Source organism: Microvirga sp. 2MCAF38 (genome assembly GCF_052115485.1).
In the GTDB taxonomy this organism is placed as follows: Bacteria; Pseudomonadota; Alphaproteobacteria; order Rhizobiales; family Beijerinckiaceae; genus Microvirga.
Map to the genome: position 1 here is coordinate 37,886 of NZ_JBFRGU010000005.1, position 19,078 is coordinate 56,963.

16 protein-coding genes are annotated in these 19,078 nt (G+C 63.1%); 9 read left to right on the forward strand and 7 right to left on the reverse strand.

The window, feature by feature from the left end:
- Window positions 1-37 precede the first annotated feature (37 nt).
- Complete coding sequence (locus tag AB4072_RS11770) at window positions 38-781, reverse strand: M48 family metallopeptidase (RefSeq protein ID WP_441968130.1); 744 nt, start codon at window positions 779-781, stop codon at window positions 38-40.
- 88 nt (window positions 782-869) lie between these two features.
- Complete coding sequence (locus AB4072_RS11775) at window positions 870-2,117, reverse strand: polyhydroxyalkanoate depolymerase (RefSeq protein ID WP_441968131.1); 1,248 nt, start codon at window positions 2,115-2,117, stop codon at window positions 870-872.
- A gap of 212 nt (window positions 2,118-2,329) precedes the next feature.
- On the opposite strand from AB4072_RS11775, the gene AB4072_RS11780 reads away from it, so the two are divergent.
- Window positions 2,330-3,670: an ActS/PrrB/RegB family redox-sensitive histidine kinase gene (locus AB4072_RS11780; protein WP_441968551.1), complete on the forward strand. Its 1,341-nt coding sequence runs from the start codon at window positions 2,330-2,332 to the stop codon at window positions 3,668-3,670.
- 170 nt (window positions 3,671-3,840) lie between these two features.
- Window positions 3,841-4,416 (forward strand): ActR/PrrA/RegA family redox response regulator transcription factor, encoded by a 576-nt coding sequence (locus AB4072_RS11785; protein ID WP_441968132.1) that lies wholly within the window; start codon window positions 3,841-3,843, stop codon window positions 4,414-4,416.
- Window positions 4,417-4,562: 146 nt separating this feature from the next.
- Here AB4072_RS11785 and AB4072_RS11790 read toward each other — a convergent pair whose 3' ends face one another.
- Entirely contained in the window at window positions 4,563-5,063 is a 501-nt protein-coding gene (locus tag AB4072_RS11790; RefSeq protein WP_441968133.1) for an MmcB family DNA repair protein, read from the reverse strand.
- 232 nt (window positions 5,064-5,295) lie between these two features.
- On the opposite strand from AB4072_RS11790, the gene AB4072_RS11795 reads away from it, so the two are divergent.
- From AB4072_RS11795 to AB4072_RS11815, 5 genes are all read left to right on the forward strand, one after another.
- Window positions 5,296-7,818, forward strand: coding sequence for an ABC transporter ATP-binding protein (locus tag AB4072_RS11795; RefSeq protein WP_441968134.1), 2,523 nt, complete (start codon window positions 5,296-5,298; stop codon window positions 7,816-7,818).
- A gap of 83 nt (window positions 7,819-7,901) precedes the next feature.
- A complete protein-coding gene (locus AB4072_RS11800) occupies window positions 7,902-8,819 on the forward strand; it encodes an MBL fold metallo-hydrolase (RefSeq protein ID WP_441968135.1) in 918 nt (305 codons plus the stop codon).
- A 144-nt stretch (window positions 8,820-8,963) separates the two neighbouring features.
- Entirely contained in the window at window positions 8,964-9,971 is a 1,008-nt protein-coding gene (locus AB4072_RS11805; protein WP_441968136.1) for an NAD-dependent epimerase/dehydratase family protein, read from the forward strand.
- A gap of 1 nt (window position 9,972) precedes the next feature.
- Window positions 9,973-10,974: a glycosyl transferase gene (locus tag AB4072_RS11810; RefSeq protein WP_441968137.1), complete on the forward strand. Its 1,002-nt coding sequence runs from the start codon at window positions 9,973-9,975 to the stop codon at window positions 10,972-10,974.
- Entirely contained in the window at window positions 10,971-11,906 is a 936-nt protein-coding gene (locus AB4072_RS11815) for an NAD-dependent epimerase/dehydratase family protein (protein ID WP_441968138.1), read from the forward strand. The genes AB4072_RS11810 and AB4072_RS11815 overlap by 4 nt, the downstream gene beginning before the upstream one ends.
- Here AB4072_RS11815 and AB4072_RS11820 read toward each other — a convergent pair.
- From AB4072_RS11820 to AB4072_RS11835, 4 genes are all read right to left on the reverse strand, one after another.
- Entirely contained in the window at window positions 11,821-13,803 is a 1,983-nt protein-coding gene (locus AB4072_RS11820) for an SDR family NAD(P)-dependent oxidoreductase (protein WP_441968139.1), read from the reverse strand. The genes AB4072_RS11815 and AB4072_RS11820 overlap by 86 nt on opposite strands.
- Before the next feature lie 110 nt (window positions 13,804-13,913).
- Window positions 13,914-14,699: an ABC transporter ATP-binding protein gene (locus AB4072_RS11825; protein ID WP_441968140.1), complete on the reverse strand. Its 786-nt coding sequence runs from the start codon at window positions 14,697-14,699 to the stop codon at window positions 13,914-13,916.
- Window positions 14,696-15,700, reverse strand: coding sequence for a FecCD family ABC transporter permease (locus AB4072_RS11830; protein ID WP_441968141.1), 1,005 nt, complete (start codon window positions 15,698-15,700; stop codon window positions 14,696-14,698). Before AB4072_RS11830 ends, AB4072_RS11825 begins: the two co-directional genes overlap by 4 nt.
- A 52-nt stretch (window positions 15,701-15,752) precedes the next feature.
- Window positions 15,753-16,433, reverse strand: a complete 681-nt coding sequence (locus AB4072_RS11835; protein ID WP_441968142.1) for a glutathione S-transferase family protein — start codon at window positions 16,431-16,433, stop codon at window positions 15,753-15,755.
- A gap of 208 nt (window positions 16,434-16,641) precedes the next feature.
- Between AB4072_RS11835 and AB4072_RS11840 the strand changes: the two genes are divergently transcribed.
- Together AB4072_RS11840 and AB4072_RS11845 are read left to right on the forward strand one after the other, a co-directional pair.
- Window positions 16,642-17,796, forward strand: a complete 1,155-nt coding sequence (locus AB4072_RS11840) for an aminotransferase (RefSeq protein WP_441968143.1) — start codon at window positions 16,642-16,644, stop codon at window positions 17,794-17,796.
- A 107-nt stretch (window positions 17,797-17,903) separates the two neighbouring features.
- Window positions 17,904-18,992: a polyamine ABC transporter substrate-binding protein gene (locus AB4072_RS11845; RefSeq protein WP_441968144.1), complete on the forward strand. Its 1,089-nt coding sequence runs from the start codon at window positions 17,904-17,906 to the stop codon at window positions 18,990-18,992.
- Window positions 18,993-19,078 lie beyond the last annotated feature (86 nt).

The following is a 19,078-nucleotide window of genomic DNA, read 5'->3' on the forward strand; positions in this document are numbered from 1 at the left end:
GCGACGGGCTTAAAGCCAAACCGAAGTCCTGTCACGCTCACCCGAAGCGATGCAAGGCGCTGCCGTAGACCTTGAGCCAGTTCTCCGCCTCGTCCGTACGCGGGCAGATCCCGTAGACCAGGGACCAGAAGCGGTTCGAATGGTTCAGCTCGCGCAGATGCGCCACTTCATGCGCCGCGAGATAATCGAGGACGAAGGGCGGCGCCATGATGAGACGCCAGGAGAAGCTCAAGGCCCCCCGCGCGGAGCAGGAGCCCCAGCGGCTTTGGGTGTCGCGCACGGTGATGCGCTTGGCGACGACCCCAAGCGCGGCCGTATGTTGTTTCACGGCTTCCGCGAAGTCCTTCTTCGCCTCGACTTCGAGAAAATCCTGAATGCGGCGGGCCACATGGGGCAACTCGCCGGACACCGCGATGATCGGCTCGCCGTTCTCCCCCGTTGTGGCGCGCGTGCGCGCGCGGACGTTCGACCAGTGCACGACCTTGTGCGGAACGCCGCGCAGAGGCACCAGCGCGCCGGGTTGAAACAGCACCCGCGCGGGCACCTTGGACAGGCGCGTGGCGATCCAGCTGCCGTGGCCGTCCGCGAATCGCTGGGCGATGCCGAGATCGGTGCGCTCGGGAATCGTGAGCACCACTTCGCCGGTGGCGTTGGAGACGCGAAGCGTAATGCGCTTGGCCGTGGGACGGCGACGCAGGGCCACCTGGAAGGACTGCCCGGCGTGAAAAACCTTCAAGGCTGGAGGGTCCGCGGGAACGCGGCGGAACAATGCGAATTTCATGTCCGCAATGTGCCCCGAAGCGCGGCCGATGTCAGCGCAGCCGTTTGCCGCTGGCGGGAATCGCTCCCGAGACGCCGTCGGCTCTTGACTACCGCGCGGTGTTTGTTCTCGCGTGATTCTTAATGAATTCACCAATTCGAGGAACGATTTCCGCACGGAAGCGGGACCCGTTGAAGACCCCATAGTGACCGACGCCAGGCTGGAGGTGATAAAGCTTCTTGTCCGAGGACAGATTCGAAGTGAGATCGAGAGCCGCGAGCGTCTGGCCGACGCCGGAGATATCGTCGCGCTCGCCTTCGACCGCCATCAGGGCGCAGCGGCGGATCGCCATGAGATCCACCGGCTTGTCACGATGCAGCATATCGCCCTTGGGCAGTTCATGCCGCACGAACACCTTGTCGACGGTCTGAAGATAGAATTCGGAGGTCAGGTCCATGACCGCCAGATACTCGTCGTAGAAATCCCGATGCTTTTCGGCCGAATCGCCGTCTCCGTCGACCAGATGATTGAACATGTCCCAATGGGCGTTCACATGCCGGTCGAAATTCATGGCCATGAAGCCGGAAAGCTGCAGGAAGCCGGGATAGACCGAGCGCCAGACGCCCGGATAGGCGGGGGGCACCTGCGTGATGCAATGGCGCTCGAACCACGCGATACCGCGCTTTTCCGCCAATTGGTTGACGCCGGTCGGCGAGCGGCGCGTATCGATGGGCCCGCCCATCAGAACGGCCGTGGCCGGGGTCAGGGGATCCTGCTCGGCCTCCATGCGCGCGATGGCGGCGATCACCGGCACCGCCGGCTGGCAGACCGCGAGCACGTTGAGTTCCGGCCCGAGGGTGCGGAACATGGCGACCAGGTAATCGATGTAATCGTCGAGGTCGAAGCGGCCCTCGCTCAGAGGCACCATGCGGGCATCGGCCCAATCGGTGATCATGACCTCGTGAGTCGGCAAAAAGGCCTCGACCGTGCCGCGCAGCAGGGTCGCGAAGTGCCCGGACATGGGGGCGACGATGAGAAGTTTCGGTTGCGGCTTGGAAAGCTTGACCGCACGATCGAACGCGATCACGCGGCCGAAGGGGCGCTCCCATACGACGCGCTCGGTCACGGCCGCCTTCTTGCCATCGACGATTGTCGTCTCCAAGCCGAAAGCCGGCTTGCCATAGCGCCGGGTGGTGCGCTCGAAAAGCTCGCAGGCCGCGGAGACCGTTCGTCCGTAAGCTGTGCTGTTCAGGGGGTTGCTGGGATCGTCAAAAAGGCGCTTGGTCACATCCGTTGCGACACGGGCGGGACTGAGCATCCAATGAGCAGCTTCGTACCAACAATAGGCGAGATTCATCGACAAAACCCCCGAGGCCGGGACCCGATTTCCTCCGCGAATCAAAATGCGAAGCCGGGCAATATCCTCGACCCGAATCGTAAAATGAGAGTTCTCAAGGCGTTATGCAATGGTGTTTAGGGTCGCATGGTCAAGATTAATGTATGAGACTTGAGCATTCACCCTGAGTTTATTCCTTGGAAGGGAGAGGAAGAGCCCTATCCTCTTTGCAGATGGTCGAAATCAAACCGAAGGATCTTGCTCGCAACGCGCGCCAGCTGCGCCTCGACACTCTCGTCAGGCTGCGTTGGCTTGCCATCACCGGTCAGTCGCTGGCTGTCGCAGGCGTTCGCTTCGGGTTCGGTTTTCCGCTCCCCTTCGTGCCGTGCTTCATCGCCATAGCGGCGTCCGTTCTGGTGAATCTGCTGCTGCGGATCCAGTTTCCCGCAAGCCACCGGCTCAGCGACAATTCCGCGACCTTGCTGCTCGCTTTCGATATTTTGCAGCTTGCCTCGCTGCTCTACCTCACGGGCGGCTTGCAGAATCCGTTCTCCGTCCTGTTTCTGGCCCCGGTGCTTATTTCCGCGACAGCGCTGACTCCAGTGCGAACGCTGGGGCTCGGATTGCTGGCGGTCGCCTGCGCCACGCTGCTGATCCTCGTCCATCGCCCACTGCCCTGGTTCCCACGCCACGCGCTCGACATCCCGTTTCCGTATGTCATGGGAATCTGGACCGCGATCCTTCTCGGAATCGCCTTTACGGGAATGTATGCCTGGCGCGTCGCCGAAGAAGCGCGGCTCTTGGCGCAAGCACTCGCGGCGACGGAACTGGTGCTGGCCCGCGAACAACATCTCTCGCAGCTCGACGGATTGGCGGCGGCGGCGGCGCACGAACTCGGAACGCCGCTCGCCACCATTGCGCTCGTCGCCAAGGAACTGGATCACGACCTGCCCAAGGAAGGCCCCATCGCGGACGACCTCAAGCTTCTGCGCGAGCAGGTCGAGCGGTGCCGCACGATTCTCACCAAGCTGACCTCGATGGGGCAGGATACGGCGGATTTTCTCGAAACGATTTCCTTGAGCCATCTGGTCGAAGAAATCGTCGCGCCGCAACGCATGCTCGACATCGACATGGAAATCGTCACGACCGGAGAGGGGCCCGAGCCCATGGGACGCCGCAACCCCGGCGTGGTCTATGGCTTGTCCAACATTCTCGATAACGCAGCCGACTTCGCTCACGAAAAGGTGATGGTGGAAGCCAGCTGGACCGAGGATGAGGTTTTCATCGAAGTCCGCGACGACGGACCGGGCTATGCGCCGGAAATTCTGCTGCGCCTCGGCGAGCCCTATGTGACCACCCGGAGCGCCGCCGAGCGTAGTCAAGACGAGGAGGAAATCGCCTCCGGCCTCGGGCTTGGCCTGTTCATCGCGAAGACCCTGATCGAGCGGTCCGGCGCGCAACTCACATTCGTGAACGCGAGCCCCCCGGGAAAAGGGGCTATCGCGCGGATCGTTTGGCCGCGTCATACGTTTGAAAGGGGTGCGGCAATATTGCCGCAGGGGTCCGAGAGATGAACCCTGATAGAGGAGGGCAAGCATTCCTATATCGGGTCTCGAACCCTGTCGCTCTAGAGTTTGATCGTTTCAGGTTGAAACGTGATCAAACTCTCGATTCTTTCGATACCGCATGATCCGGGCGAACAACCGGTTGTTCTGATCATGCTCTAGTTTGGGAGTCCTCCGACATGCAAGGAGATGTTCTGAAGGCCGATGCGCCGGTGGCGTTCGAAGATCGTGCCGACAAGAGCCTCTTGATCGTCGACGATGACCGCCCCTTTTCCACGCGTTTGGCACGCGCCATGGAGGCGCGCGGCTATCAGGTCCGCGTCGCGGAAAGCGTGGCGGACGGGCTTACCGCGATCGAGACCGAGCCGCCCGCTTTCGCGGTGATCGACATGCGGCTTGGCGACGGCAACGGCCTCGACGTGATCGAACGCCTTAAAAATCGCCGGCCCGACGCACGCGGCGTCATTCTCACCGGCTACGGCAATATCGCGACCGCCGTGACCGCCGTGAAAATGGGCGCATTCGATTACCTCGCCAAACCCGCCGACGCCGACGAAATCCACGCGGCCCTGATGGCAGCCCCCGGAGAACGGGCCGTGCCGCCGGAAAACCCCATGTCGGCGGACCGGGTGCGCTGGGAGCATATCCAGCGGGTCTACGAGCTATGCGGCCGCAACGTGTCGGAAACGGCACGCCGCCTCAACATGCACCGCCGCACGTTGCAAAGGATTCTGGCAAAGCGCGCGCCGCGTTAGGCGGAACTCGTCCATGCCAAGCCGCGCGGTCTCGAACCGCGCGTCGCTAAGGAGCGACCGCAAGGTCGCGTCTCGAAGGAGGGTCCAGCGGGCACTGGAGCCGCCTCGCCCTTCGAGACGGCCTGGGTGAGGCTGTGTCGTGCATCCTACAAATGCCCGTCGATCACCGCATCCGGGTCGGCGAGCGCGTGCAGAACGGACGCCGCCGCCCGCGCGAAGCGTAGGGTCACGGCTTTGCGTCGTGCGCTGGACAAGGGATGGTGGGCCGCCTCGCGCATGATGGCCGCGCCGAAGGAATCCGCAACGATCAAACCGCGATCCTCCGGCAAAATCTCCACCGGCACCGTATCGGGAATCGCGAAATAAAACCGATCGCAGAAATCCTCGTAGTTCGGCCATTTCCTGTCGGCGCGGAAATCCGCGATGCTCGACTTGATCTCGATGATGATCAGCGCGCCATCGGGTGCGAGCGCCATGAGATCGGCCCGGCGACCGTTGGCGAGCGTCAATTCCGGGATCGTCACGTGACCAAGCTGCCCGAAAAGACGGCGCACCCCACGCTGCACGCCGGAGGCCATGAGCGACTGACGGCCATCGGGCGCGAGAATCGGCTGCTGCGAGGAAATTCGGATCGGCGAATCGGTCATGCTGAAGAGACTACCCTCAGGCTTCACGCGCGCAACGGCACGGATGTCGCAACAGCCTAACCTCCTGGCGAGCCGGGTTTGCGATCTCCATCTTGAGGGGACTTTACCCTCTAACCTTCTGATGCTGCATGATTTCATCAGAAAACCGGATTTCATTTTTCTCAATCGGGCATCTAGCCGATGTGCCCCGGCTTGGCTAACGTCGCGGCACCGCCCTCTCTCAGGATGTCCCATGGAGCGCGATCCGCTTCGCCTTGCCTGGAAAACGAGCCCGATCATCCACATTCTCGCCATGGCTCTGCTCGCCTCGGCGGGCGCCTTGCTGGCGCTTGAATTCGATCTCGTGCGCGCCCTCGTGAACGAGATCATGCAGCCCGCCCCTGCCGATGTCGCGAGACATTTGTTGCGTATCGGGATCTCCACGCCCGCCGGGTTTCATCCGGAATCTCTCATTCTGTTCGAAGGCTTCGTCCTCGATGCAGGGACCTTCCGCGATGTCGCCATCGGCATGGTGATCGCGATTCCGGTTCTGATCGGCCTCGTGCTGAGCGCCGTGAGCTGGCTCGTCAGCATCGTCGGAACAGGTGTCCTCAAGCGCTTGCGGAGAACCGTGCTCGGCGCCGTGCTCGGCGCCTCACCGGGCACGCGCGAAGAAGCCGCGGAGGCGACCTTGCTCGTCGGCGAGACGCTGGCGCGGGAAAGCAACGTATTCGGGGCGGCTCTCATCTCCACGCTGAAGCTGTGGGGCGTCATCGGCGTCAGTGTCGCCTTCACCGTCGTGTCTGGATGGCGGCTCGGACTTTGTTTGGCAATGATGCTCGTCATCGGGGCCGTCTTGTGCGCACACCGGCTCAATCTGCGCCTTCAGGCCGCGCGGGCGCGTCAACGTGAAGGCACGGCGGTGTCCGAGAATTTCGCGAGCGTGATCGAGCGGCTTCCCGCCGTCCACGCCCATGCGACCGCACCCTATGAGACCCGCTGCGTCAGCCAGGCTCTGGCGAGTGGCCATGCCCCGGTCGAGGACGAAGAGCGGCGCCTCGCCTTCGCGGATGCGGCGACAAGCATCGTCCTGCTCCTCGCGCCGCTCACCGTTCTCGGCGTCGGCGCCTGGTCAAGCGCCAATAATCTTACCCCCGGAACCCTCGTCGCCTGTGTACTGGCCGCCTCTCTTGCGGCCTTCGGCGTGCGCGAAGTGGTTCAGTGGCAAAGGGTTCTGGACCGCGCGCGCCTGCTCCTCTCCGACATCGCCCACGATCTCGCCGCCCTGCAGACGCGGGACAGGCGGGTTGCGAAGGAAAAGCTGCCGAAGGACGGCGACCTCGTCGCACGGAATGTCTCGGCCTACGATCCCGCGAGCGGCGGGCGCATTTCCGGCGTCAACCTGGAGCTTCCCTTCCCGTCCCATGTGGCCCTGGTCGGCAACGGCGATTCGGGATCGCACATGCTCGCGGCGCTCATCGGCGGCCAGCTTTCGCCCTCGACAGGCCACCTCACCTATGGCGGGATCGATCTCGTCGCGGCCGATTCCCTGTCGCGCGCACAGCGGATCGCTTTTGCCGGGGAGACTGTCCTGCTTCCGGGCACCTTGCGAGACAATCTCATCTACGGCTCGGAAGCCGCCGACGATCTCGACCAGCGCCTCGCCGACGCGATTGCCATCACCAGGCTCGACCGGGTGACCCACGCGCGGGGCCTCGCCTCGACCTTCAACCCGGAGCGTGAGCCGAAGCTCGCCGCCTCCATCGTGGAATCGCGCCGGGCCGTTCAGGCGGCGCTCATCGCGGAAGGTCTCGACCGCTTCGTCGATCCCTTCGACGCCACGCGTTACAATCGCCATGCGACGATCGGCGAGAACCTGTTGTTCGGCAAACCGGTCGGCGACACGTTCCGCGAAGATCGCCTCGCCTCGCACCCCTTCATCCGGGCCATTCTGGAGGCCACCGATCTCACGAAGCCGCTGGCACGGATGGGCCTTTCCATCGCCACCAGCATGATCGAGATCTTCGCCGAAATTCCGGACGGACATCCGCTCTTTGCGCGTTTCTCGTTCTTCTCCGCGGCCGATCGTGCCTATTTCGAGGATCTTGTCGCCCGTCGCAACGAGAAGCGCCGCGCAACCTCGGCCAGCGACCGCGAGCGCCTGATCGGGCTTTCCTTGCGCTACAACGAGAGCCGTCACCGTCTCGGCCTGCTCGATGAGGGCATGCAGGGGCGCATCCTCGTCGCGCGGGCGGATTTCACCCGCATGCTGCCGGCGAGCCTGCAACCGTCCATCGAGTTCTATGAGGCCAACCGCATCTGCACGGCGGCGAATGTGCAGGACAATCTGCTCTTCGGCCGCATCGCTTCCGATCAGGCGGGCGCGGACGATTCCGTGCAGGCCGTGATCCGCCGGGTTCTGACCGAGCGCGGGCTCGATGCGGGCGTGGCGCGAATCGGCCTTAACAGCGCTCTTGACGCCGGCGGTGGCGATTTGACCCTCACCGAAGTCGCCGCCATCGATCTTGTCCGCTGCCTGATCCGCGAGCCCGACATTCTCGTGGTCGCCCGCGCGCTCGACGGCCTGCCGGGCCCCGCGGCGGACAAATTGGTGGCGGATTTGCGTCGATCTCTCGCCGGTCGCGGATTGATCGTGGTCACGCCGGAGATTTCCGAGCCCATGGACGCCCCTCCCTTCGACGCCATCATCCGCTTCATTCGAGGGGAACCGAGCCTCGAGAGCCGGATTCGCCGGCTGGAAAGCGAACCGGCATGACTTTGACGACAAACTGGCTTAATTTCGGCGTTGATGTGCGCTAACGCACATGCGTCGGGCCGAGAAATAACCATGTTCATGTCATGATGAGGGGGAGTTCATCGTTCATCGGACCGCTTCAGGTCCGATTCTGGGGCACGCGTGGCTCGACCGCCGCGTCCGGTCCCCGATTCGTCGAGTTCGGCGGCCATACCCCTTGCGTCGAAATCCGCTGCGGCGAGCGTCTCTTCATCGTGGATGCCGGCACCGGGCTCTCGGCTCTGGGCGATGCGCTCGGCAGATCGGCCCCGAAGGAAATCGACATCCTTCTCAGCCATCTTCATCTCGACCACGTCGGCGGCTTCCCCTTCTTCAAGCCGGTGATCCTCGACAATGAACGGGTGATCCGCACCTATTGCGGCAATCTGGAAGGCGAAACCGCGAAAGCGGCCCTCGACCGCCTGTTCTCGCCGCCGCTCTTTCCCATCCGCCTCGATCAGATGCCCGCCCGCGTGGAACATCAGGGTTTCAAGGCGGGCGAAACGCTCACCTTCGCCGATGGCGCTCAGGTGCGGACCCATCCGCTCAACCATCCCGGCGGAGCGACGGGCTACCGCTTCGACCATGCGGGCCGCAGCGTCTGCTACATCAGCGATCTCGAACATTCCGATCCGTGGCCCGATCCGGCCCTTGCGGCCTTCGTGCGCGGAGTCGATCTCATCATCTATGACGGCATGTTCTCGGAGGCCCAATACGGCAACTGCGTCGGTTGGGGTCATTCCACCTGGGAGAAGGGTGTCGCCCTCGCCCAAGCCGCCGGCGTGAAGGAGCTTGCGATCTTCCATCTCTACCCCGGTCACGACGACGATTATCTGCGGGCCACGGAGAAGGCCATGCAGGCCGTGATGCCGACCGCCTTCATCGCCCGCGAGCGCCAGGCGCTGGCCTTCTCACCTCGCGACGTGGAACCGGTTGCAGTTCAGGACAAGGCCGTTAAGGTGCCCGCCACCCGGCGAGCGTAACCAAGCTCGGGGGTCGATCCACTCGTGCTTGATCATGTCTCATTGAAACACGATCAAGCACTCGTTCCTTTAGATTCAGCATGATCCGGGCGAACAACCGGTTTCCACTTGTTCTGATCATGCTCTAGGCGAGCTCCATCTCCGATGACTGCCCCCATTTTCGTCACCGGCGCGGCCGGCTTCATCGGGTTTCACGTCGCCGAGCGGCTTTTGCGCGACGGGCATCTCGTGGTCGGCATCGACAATTTCACACCCTATTATGATGTGGCTTTGAAGGAAGCGCGGTTCGCGCGCCTGAAACTTCACAACGCCTTCATCCCCGAGCGCATGGACCTCGCCGATGCGGCGGCGACGAAAGAGTTGTTCCGGCGTCACCAGCCCAAGCGCGTCGTCCATCTGGCAGCCCAGCCCGGTGTGCGGTTCGTCGATCCGCAGCCTTACGCGACTTCGAACGTCGTGGCCTTTCTCAACGTGCTCGAATGCTGCCGCAATGACCTCATCGAGCATCTGATCTACGCCTCGTCCAGTTCCGTCTACGGGGCGAACAGGAAGTTGCCGTTCTCCGAGCACGACGCCACCGACCATCCGGTAAGTCTCTACGCGGCGACGAAGAAAGCCAATGAGATGATGGCGCATTCTTACGCCCATCTTTTCGGCCTGGCTGCGACAGGCCTGCGTTTCTTCACCGTCTACGGACCGTGGGGGCGGCCCGAGATGGCGGTTTATAAATTCACCCGCGCCATCGCCGAAGGACGGCCCATCGAAGTGGCGAATGCGGGCAAGGTCTGGCGCGATTTCACCTATGTGGACGACATCGTCGAAGGCATCGTGCGGGTCATCGAGCGGATCCCCGTGGCGAATTCTGCCTGGGACGCCAAGCATGCCGATCCGGCCACCAGCTCCGCGCCGCACCGCATCTACAATATCGGCAACGACCACCCGGAAGAACTGAACACCCTGATCGCACTGATCGAGCACGAACTCGGCCGCAAGGCGGAACGCATCGAGCGACCGCTGCCGCCCGGCGACGTGCTCGAAACCCGTGCCGATGTGTCGGATCTGCGCCGCGACGTCGGTTTCTCGCCAAGCACGACGCTTTCCGAAGGCATCCACCGTTTCGCGGCGTGGTTCCGCGAATACCACGGCGTCTGACATGCCGATTCTTTTCTCGCTTCTCGCATCGGCCCTTCTTTCCGCGCTGCTGATCGTCGCTTTGAAACCGCTTCTCGTGCGTTACGCACTCGCACGCCCGAACGCCCGTTCGAGCCACAAGGTGCCGACACCACAGGGCGGCGGCATTGCTATTCTTGCCGCGACGCTTGCTGTCGCGACCCTCGCTTCCGCATGGCTCGCGCTTCCGCTCATGCCGTTCATGATTGTCGCCCTCGCGGCCATTGCATTCGGTGTGATCGGGGCGGCGGACGATATTCGACCGCTTCCGGCGAGCGCGCGCCTTGCAATGCAATTCGTCGGCGTCTGGGCCATTGTGGCGGACCCGAATATCCGCGTCTTTTCGGATTCCGTTCCGCTGATCATAGAGAAGGCCGTTCTCATCTTCGCGGGGGTGTGGTTCGTCAATCTCGTGAATTTCATGGACGGGCTCGATTGGATCACGGTCGCTGAAATGATCCCGATCACAGCCTTCATTGCGGGGCTCGGCGTTTTCGGCCTGCTTCCGATTGAGACCGCCCTGCTGGCTGGCGCGCTCTGCGGTGCGCTTCTCGGGTTCGCACCCTTCAACAAACCGGTTGCGCGGCTTTTTCTCGGCGATGTGGGATCGCTTTCCATCGGCCTTCTGGTGGGATGGATGCTGCTGGAACTCGCCGGTTCCGGTGCATTCGCCGCTGCGCTCCTTCTGCCGCTCTACTATCTCCTGGATGCGACCACCACCTTGCTGCGTCGTCTCGCGCGCGGCGAAAAGGTGTGGGAGGCGCATCGCAGCCATTTCTATCAGAAGGCCACCGATAACGGCTTCTCGGCGCTCGCCGTCAGCGCGCATGTGTTTTCACTCAACATCCTGCTCGCAGGCTTGGCCGCGCTCACCATCGCTCAGCCCTCGATTGTGGTGCAGATCATCTGTCTTCTCGTCGGCATCGTTCTGGTTTGCGCTCTTCTGATCCGTTTTTCGAAACCGCGTCTGGAGATCGCCCGATGAATGCGCCTCTGATCGCTTTAACCGGCGCCACCGGCTTCATCGGCAGGCATCTCCTGCGTGAATTGCCGCGACAGGGTTTTCGCGTGCGCGTTCTGTTGCGCCGCCCGTCCGAAGTGCCGGAAGGAGCGTCGAGTGCCGTGATCGGCGACATCGCCTCGCCGCAGAACATGAGCGCCGCTTTGCGCGACGTGGACGCGGTGATCCATTCGGCCGGCCTCGCCCACGCCATGTCGGGTCGCCCGGAAGACGATTACCGGACCATCAATACGCAAGGCACCTTGGCACTGGCTCAAGGAGCCGAGCGCGCGGGCGTGAAGCGCTTCGTGTTTCTGTCTTCGATCCGCGCTCAGAGCGGCCCGGTCTCCGATGTTGTGCTGACGGAAGAACAGGCTCCCGGGCCGACCGATCCTTACGGCCGCTCGAAGCTCGAAGCGGAGCAGGGTCTGGCGCAGTTGGGAATCGACTGGGTCGCCTTGCGCCCGGTGCTTGTCTACGGGCCCGGCGTGAAGGGCAACATGGCCTCGCTTGTTTCGCTCGCGCGCTCCGGTTGGCCCTTGCCTCTCGGCAGCCTGAAGAGCCGCCGCTCGCTCCTGTCCCTCGATAATCTCTCCGGTGCGGTGGAAGCCGTGCTGAAAGCACAAGGCTCGATCAGACGCCCCTTCATCGTGGCGGACCCCGAGCCTGTGACGATTCCTGAGATGATCGCGGCCCTGCGTCAAGGCCTCGGCCGTGCACCCGGCTTGATCCCGTTCCCGCCTTCCTTGCTGAAAGCGGCCGCCCAACTGACCGGTCGGGGCGAGGCCTATGAGCGTCTGGCGGGATCGCTGGTCGCGAGCCCGAACGCTCTCATGCACTTCGGCTGGTCACCGTCTGTTGCGACGCGGCAAGGGCTGGCGCGACTGGCGAAGGCATCGCTTGCGCACGACGCTTGAATTCCGGGATCGCATCCTCGAACACCCGCTCGGCTGCCGCGCGATCCAGGTTCGCGAGCGCCTGACGAAGACCTTCCAACCATTCATGCACCTTGGCGCGATCCGCAAAGACCGGCTTTGCCGCCATGACGCCATCGATGCCGATCTCAGTACGCGGCTCCTCGCGGGCGAAGAGAATTTCGTGCAGGCGCTCGCCGGGGCGCGTGCCTGACACCTGAATGTCGATGTCCTCGCCCGGCTCGTAGCCGGCGAGACGAATCATGCGCTCGGCCAGTTCGTAGATGCGCACCGGTTGACCCATTTTCAGCACATAGACCGACGCGCGCTCGTCGCTGTTGGCGCTCTCGGCCAAGGCGCGGCCTTCATTGTCCGCGTGAGACGCGGAGGTGAGCACGAGATCCGCCGCCTCTCGGGTCGTCATGAAATAGCGCACCATGTCGGGATGCGTGACGGTGACGGGACCGCCACGCGCGATCTGCGCCTTGAACTTCGGCACCACGGAGCCGACGGAGCCGAGCACATTGCCGAAGCGCACCGCGATGATGCGGGTCGCGCCGCCCCGACCCATGAATTCCGCATCAAGCGCCTGCCCGTACATTTCCGCGAGACGCTTGGTGACACCGAGCATGGATACCGGCTCGATGGCCTTGTCGGTGGAGATGACGACGATGGCGCCGACACCCGCTTCAACAGCCGCGTCCGTCACGTTCACCGTGCCAAACACGTTCGTCTTGATGCCCTCGGTCCAGTTGGTTTCGAGATAGGGCACATGCTTCAGCGCCGCTGCGTGGAAAACCACGTCGGGACGCCAATCCTTCATCACCTGCAGCACGCGATCGCGATCGCGCACATCGGCGATGACGCCATCCACATTGGTGTCGCTGTTGAGCAGCGTCGGATTTTCCAGAATGTGGTGAAGCGAAGGCTCCGAGCTTTCGAGAATCATCAGATCGCTCGCGCCGAAGGCGACGACGCGGGTGCAGATCTCGGAGCCGATGGAGCCGCCGCCTCCGGTGACGAGGACGCGCTTGCCGCGAATGAAGTTTTCAAGCCGCGTGCGGTTGATCTGCACGGTCGGGCGCAACAGCAGATCCTCGATCTCGAGCGGCGCGAGTTCCGCATCGCGCATGCCTTCGCCGATGCTGGTGACGCGTACCAGCGGCAGGCCGAGACGGCGCGCGCGCGCGATCAGTTGCTCGGGATGCGCCTCGGGTGCGAGCGCGCTCGGGGTCGCCACGAGACGGCGGATCGGCGTGCCGCGCTCCTGGAAATCCTGCACGACCTGATCGAGATCGACGAAGGTGCCGAGCACCGGGACGCCGCGAATCGATTGTCCGAGATCGTCGGAGCGGAAGGACAGGACGCCCTTCGGCTGAATTTTCTTCACCGTGCCGGATTCGATGGCGCGCAGGATCACTTCCACATCGGTGCCGCGCCCGAGAATCATCGTCGGCACGTTGGCATCGCGCTCCAGCACGTTGCGCGAACGCGCGTATTTGAAATAGCGGAACGCCAACCGCGGACCGCCCAGCAGGAACATCTGGATCAGCCAGTAAAGGGCGATCGAGATCTTGCCGAAGAAGAAGCCGGAAAGCTGGGACGAGACCAGGACGTAATCGGTGATGAGAAGCACCAGCGCGAGAACGGTGGTCGCTCGGAAAATGTTGAACAGGTCGGGCAGGGACGCGAAGCGCCACTTGGAACGGTAGAGCTGGAAAAACCAGTAGACCAGACCCGCCAGGACCAGGAATGGCGGCAGGAACCGGGGCAGGTAGTGCAGGCGCTCTTCGAGCTGCCATCCCTCGAAGCGCACGGAAAAAGTCGCGACCACGGCAAGCGCGGTCATGATCAGGTCGTGCGCGATGATCAGCGTTTTCTTGAGAAGCTGTCGATTCATAGGCTCTGCCGCATGCTGGGGCGGGTATCCGCCGGGCTCGGCCCTTTGTCAAATACCTTGGCCTGGGGCCGATTTGTGCCCCTTGCCGGGCAGGGGTCTCGAAGAGCCATCTAAGATGCTGAAGAAAGAGGGTTTTCTGCCACGATCACGAGCCGACCCGCATCATTCAGGATGCGGGCCTCGACACCGAAGCTTGCCGCCAGATTGGCCTGCGTCAACACTTCCTCCGGCGTCGCGTGGGCGCGGACCGTGCCGCGATCCATCAAGACGACCTCGTCGGCATAGCGGGCGGCGAGGGTGAGGTCGTGGGTGATCGCGACCACGATGGCTCCAGCTTTGGCATAGGTGCGCAGGACGTCGAGCACGCGCAGCTGATGGCGCGGATCGAGGGCGGCGATGGGTTCGTCGACAAGCAGGACCGGCGCCTTCGTCGCGAGCGCCCGGGCGAGCAGCACCCGCGCCCGCTCGCCGCCGGAAAGCTCCGTGGCGGGGCGGTCCTCGAACCCCTGCAGCCCGACAGCCGCAATGGCCTCGACGACGGCATTCCGCCCCAGAGACGGAAGGGAATCAGGCTCCTCGCCATGGGGCAAGCGCCCGAGCGCCACGACATGTAAGACGGAAATGGGCCAGGCGACCGTACCGCTCTGGTGCAGATAGGAAATCGCGCGCGCCCGCTCCGGCCCATTCACCCGGGCGACCGGCCGACCGTCGAACAGAACCAAGCCTGTCGCGGGTGCGAGGAGCCCGGCGAGGGTCCGCAGCAGCGTAGTCTTCCCCGCCCCGTTCGGGCCGAGCACCATGGTCAGCCGCCCCGGCGTGAAGGCGAGATCGATATCGCTGAGAACGGGCTTTCGCCGCAATGTAACATTGAGGGATTGGGCGACAAGGCTCGTCATGCGGGCGTCTCCGCGAGTTCGGCCTTGCGCTTGAAGATGACCCAGAGGAAGAACGGCACCCCGAGCATGGCGGTGAGAACGCCGATCTTCACCTCCGCACTCGTCGGAATGAGCCGCACCGCGCAATCGGCCGCAAGCAACAGAGCCGCCCCGACAAGCCCCGACGGCAACAGCGTGCGCGCGGGATCGTAGCCGACGAACGGGCGCACGAGATGAGGCGCGACGAGCCCGATGAAGCCGATGGAGCCGACAACGGCGACCGAGGCTCCCGTGCCGATGGCGGCAGCTCCCACGATCATGAGCCGCAACCGGCTCACGTTCACCCCGAGACTCTTCGCCGTATCCTCGCCCAGCGACAAAGCCCGCAGCGGGGAAGCGGCGGCCAGGAGAAGCGCGCTTGCCACGACAATGAAGGGCAAGACCAGCATCACATGAACACTGGACCGGTCCTCGAGCGAGCCGAGCAGCCAGAAGACGATTTCCGTCACCGCGAAGGGGTTCGGCGAGAGGCTGATCGCGAGCGACGTGGCCGCGCCGGCGAGACTTCCCACTGCCAGGCCCGTCAGCACCAGAACGACGATGGTCGTGCTGCGCCCCGCCACCAGAACCACGAGGGCGATGGACAACAGCGCGCCTGCGATGGCCGCGACCGGAAGCGCCCACGACAATGCTCCGACAAGACCGAAATAGAGGACCGAAACCGCCCCGAAGGCCGCCGCTTGCGGTGCGCCGAACACCGCCGTATCGGCGAGCGGGTTGCGCAACAGCCCCTGCAAGGCCGCGCCCGTGAGCCCGAAAACCCAGCCGATCATGAGCGCGAGCAATGTCCGCGGCAGGCGGATCTCCCGCACGACGATGCTGGCCGTACCCTGATCGGATACCAGAGCCTTCAATGCGGAAAAGGCCCCGAGGGGCGCCGGGCCGATGGCGAGGGAAGCCACGGCGAGAAGCGCCACGAGAATCGAAAGGCCGGGAATGAGAGGCCGGCGGGGAAAATGCATAAGGTTGCGGTCTTTGTTGCTTCCCACGCGATAGCAACAGCCCCGCCGAGTGTCACCCCGCCATTTCTTGCTGCGCGGATTTCTCTTCCTTGGGGAAGAGGGCAAAATAGGGTTGAGCCTCTGCCAGAACCCGCGCGAAGGAAGGTCGCTCCATCAGGCGGGCCAGATACAGCGCAGCGTTCGGGTAGGCCTTGGCGAGGGGGTTCAGCTTGTCCGCATAGAACAGCGCGGGCGCGGCCGCGCAATCGGCCATGCCGAAATTCTCACCCGCCGCCCAGCTTCCCCCCGCCATCTCCGCGTCGACGATGCCGAGAGCCGTGTCCAGCAAAGCACGCGCCTGAGCGACGCCATGGGGATCGCTGTGCCCTTCCGGCCGGATTCGGTCGGTGACGATCTTCTGCATGGGGACATTCACGTAGAGATCGTAAAAGCGGTCCCAGTGACGCGTGCGGAGAGCTTCGTCATCGTTTCTCGGAATGAACCGCACTGCTCCGGAGTGATGCCTATCGAGATATTCGATGATGATGCTCGTTTCAGGGATCGTGCGACCGGCCGACCGATCTCTCAGCACCGGAAAACGGCGGATCGGCCAGATGGCCTCGAAAGCGGCGCGCGAATCGGCGTCAGTGAGATCCACGATGACGGGTTCGAAGGGCGTCTCGTTCTCGTAGAGAGCGATAAGCACCTTGTGACAGAACGAGGATAACGGATGAAAATGTAGTTCCAGAGACATCGGCAAAATCCCTTCATGATCCCAGGCCAGACTTTTGCGCCCTGGGACGTGGCATCGAGAAGCGCTTCCTCGTTCCCTAAATAACGCATCCGCCGCGTTCGTCATCTGAGCTTCCTTCAGCGACAAGAGGCAAGATGGCGGTTCGATCTGTCCTCGGGCCGTGTTACGAACCGACTCAACCGACGAACACCCAATCCCGGAGCGCGGCATGAACCCGATCTTCGCCAATATCCCGACGACCATCTTCGAGGTGATGTCGGGGCTCGCCCGGGAAACCGGTGCGGTCAATCTGGGCCAGGGCTTTCCGGACGATCCGGGGCCGGAGGATGTGCGGCGCAAGGCGGCCGAGGCCGTGCTCGACGGTTACAACCAATATCCCCCGATGATGGGCCTGCCCGATCTGCGCGGCGCCATCGCCTCCCATTACAAGCGCTGGCAGGGTCTCGATCTCGATCCGAACAGCGAGGTCATGGTGACGTCGGGCGCGACGGAGGCTCTGGCAGGTGCGATCCTCGCGCTGATCGAGCCGGGTGACGAGGTCGTTTTGTTCGAGCCCATGTACGACGCCTATCTGCCGCTGGTGCGGCTCGCCGGCGGTATTCCGAAATTCGTGACGTTGCAGCCGCCGCATTTCCGACTGACGGAAGAGGCGCTCGCCAAGGCCTTCTCGCCGAAGACCAAGGCTGTCGTGTTCAACAATCCGCTGAACCCCACCGCGACGATCTTTTCAGGCGAAGATCTGGCGCTCCTTGCCGCTTTCGCGAAAAAGTTCGACGCCATCGTCATCTCGGACGAAGTCTGGGAGCACGTGGTGTTCGACGGCCGCCGCCACCAGCCGGTGATCGGGTTAGAGGGCATGCGCGACCGTTCCGTAAAGATCGGCTCCGCGGGCAAGATCTTCAGCCTCACCGGCTGGAAGGTCGGTTTCGTCTGCGCCGCGCCCCATATCATGAAAGTGCTGGCCAAGGCTCACCAGTTCCTCACCTTTACCACGCCGCCCAATCTCCAGACGGCGGTGGCCTACGGGCTTGGAAAAGAAGACACTTATTTCGAGACCATGCGGCGCGATTTCGCGAAAAGCCGCGACCGCTTCACGACCGGGCTGGAAACGCTCGGCTTCAATGTCATCCCGAGCCAGGGCACGTACTTCCTCAACATCGACATCGCGCCGTTGGGAGAGACGGACGACGTGGCCTTCTGTCGCCGCCTCGTCACCGACCACGGCGTCGCCGCGATTCCGGTCTCGGCCTTCTATGCGCAAGGGGCGGTGAAGAATGTTGTGCGGTTCTGTTTCGCCAAGAAAGACGCCACCCTTGATGCCGGGCTGGAGCGTCTGGCGAAGGTGGCTAAAAAAGCGGCTTGATCATGCACAAGGGAAGTCCGCCCGGGCCGGTTTTGCCGATTGTATCGGGGAATGGAATTTCCTAGCTTCGCGAATTGTTACACCAACCCAGCGGAGGTCCGCCGTCGATGATTCGTCCTCTCGTCGCAATCGCTCTCAGCCTCGGTCTCGTGACCGGCGCCAGCGCTCAACAGCAGCGCACCGTCAATGTCTATAACTGGTCCGACTATGTGGACCCGAAAGCGTTGGACGAGTTCACGAAAACGACCGGCATCAAGGTCGTCTACGACACCTACGACAACAACGAGATCGTCGAGACGAAACTTCTGGCCGGCAAATCCGGCTACGATATCGTCGTGCCGTCGGGCCCCTTCCTCCAGCGCCTGATCGGCGCCAAAGTCTTCCAGAAGCTCGACAAGGCGAAGCTGCCGAATCTCGCCAATCAATGGCCCGACATCGCCCAGCGCCTCGCCGTGTTCGATCCCGGCAACCAGTTCGCCGTGAACTACATGTGGGGAACCACGGGCATCGGCATCAACGTCAAGAAGGTCAAAGCCATTCTCGGCGACGTGCCGCTCAACACCTGGGATCTGGTGCTCAAGCCCGAGATCGCCTCCAAGCTCAAGGCCTGCGGCATCTACATGCTCGATTCGCCGGAAGACCTCTTTCCCGGTGTGATGGCCTATCTCGGCCTCAACCCGGATTCGAAGAAGACGGAGGATCTGAACAAGGCGGGCGATGCTCTTTTCAAGGTGCGCGGCAACATTCAGAAGTACCACTCCTCCGAATACATCAACGCGCTCGCCAACGGCGATATCTGCGTGGCGGTAGGCTATTCGGGCGACATGATCCAGGCGAAGAAGCGCGCGGAAGAAGCCAAGAACGGCGTCGAAGTGGCCTACATCATCCCGCGCGAAGGCGCGCTGATGTGGTTCGACAGCTTCGCCATTCCGGCTGATGCCAAGAATGCTGCCGAGGCCCATGAATTCATCAATTTCATGATGCGCCCCGAAATTGCCGCGATGAACACGAATTTTGTCTCCTATGCCTCCGGCAATCTCGCCGCGAAGCAATTCGTGAAGCCGGAAATCCTCAACGATCCCGGCATCTATCCGGATGAGGCGACCTTCAAGCGTCTCTTTACCAACACGGCCTATGATGACCGCGCCCAGCGCACGGTCACCCGGTTGTGGACCAAGGTGAAAACCGGACGATAAGCTTCCTGCTCCCATTGGAGCTGCTTTCGGGCATGGCTGCATGAAGCGGCCATGCCCTTTTTTGTAAACCGCATGGCCGGACAAGC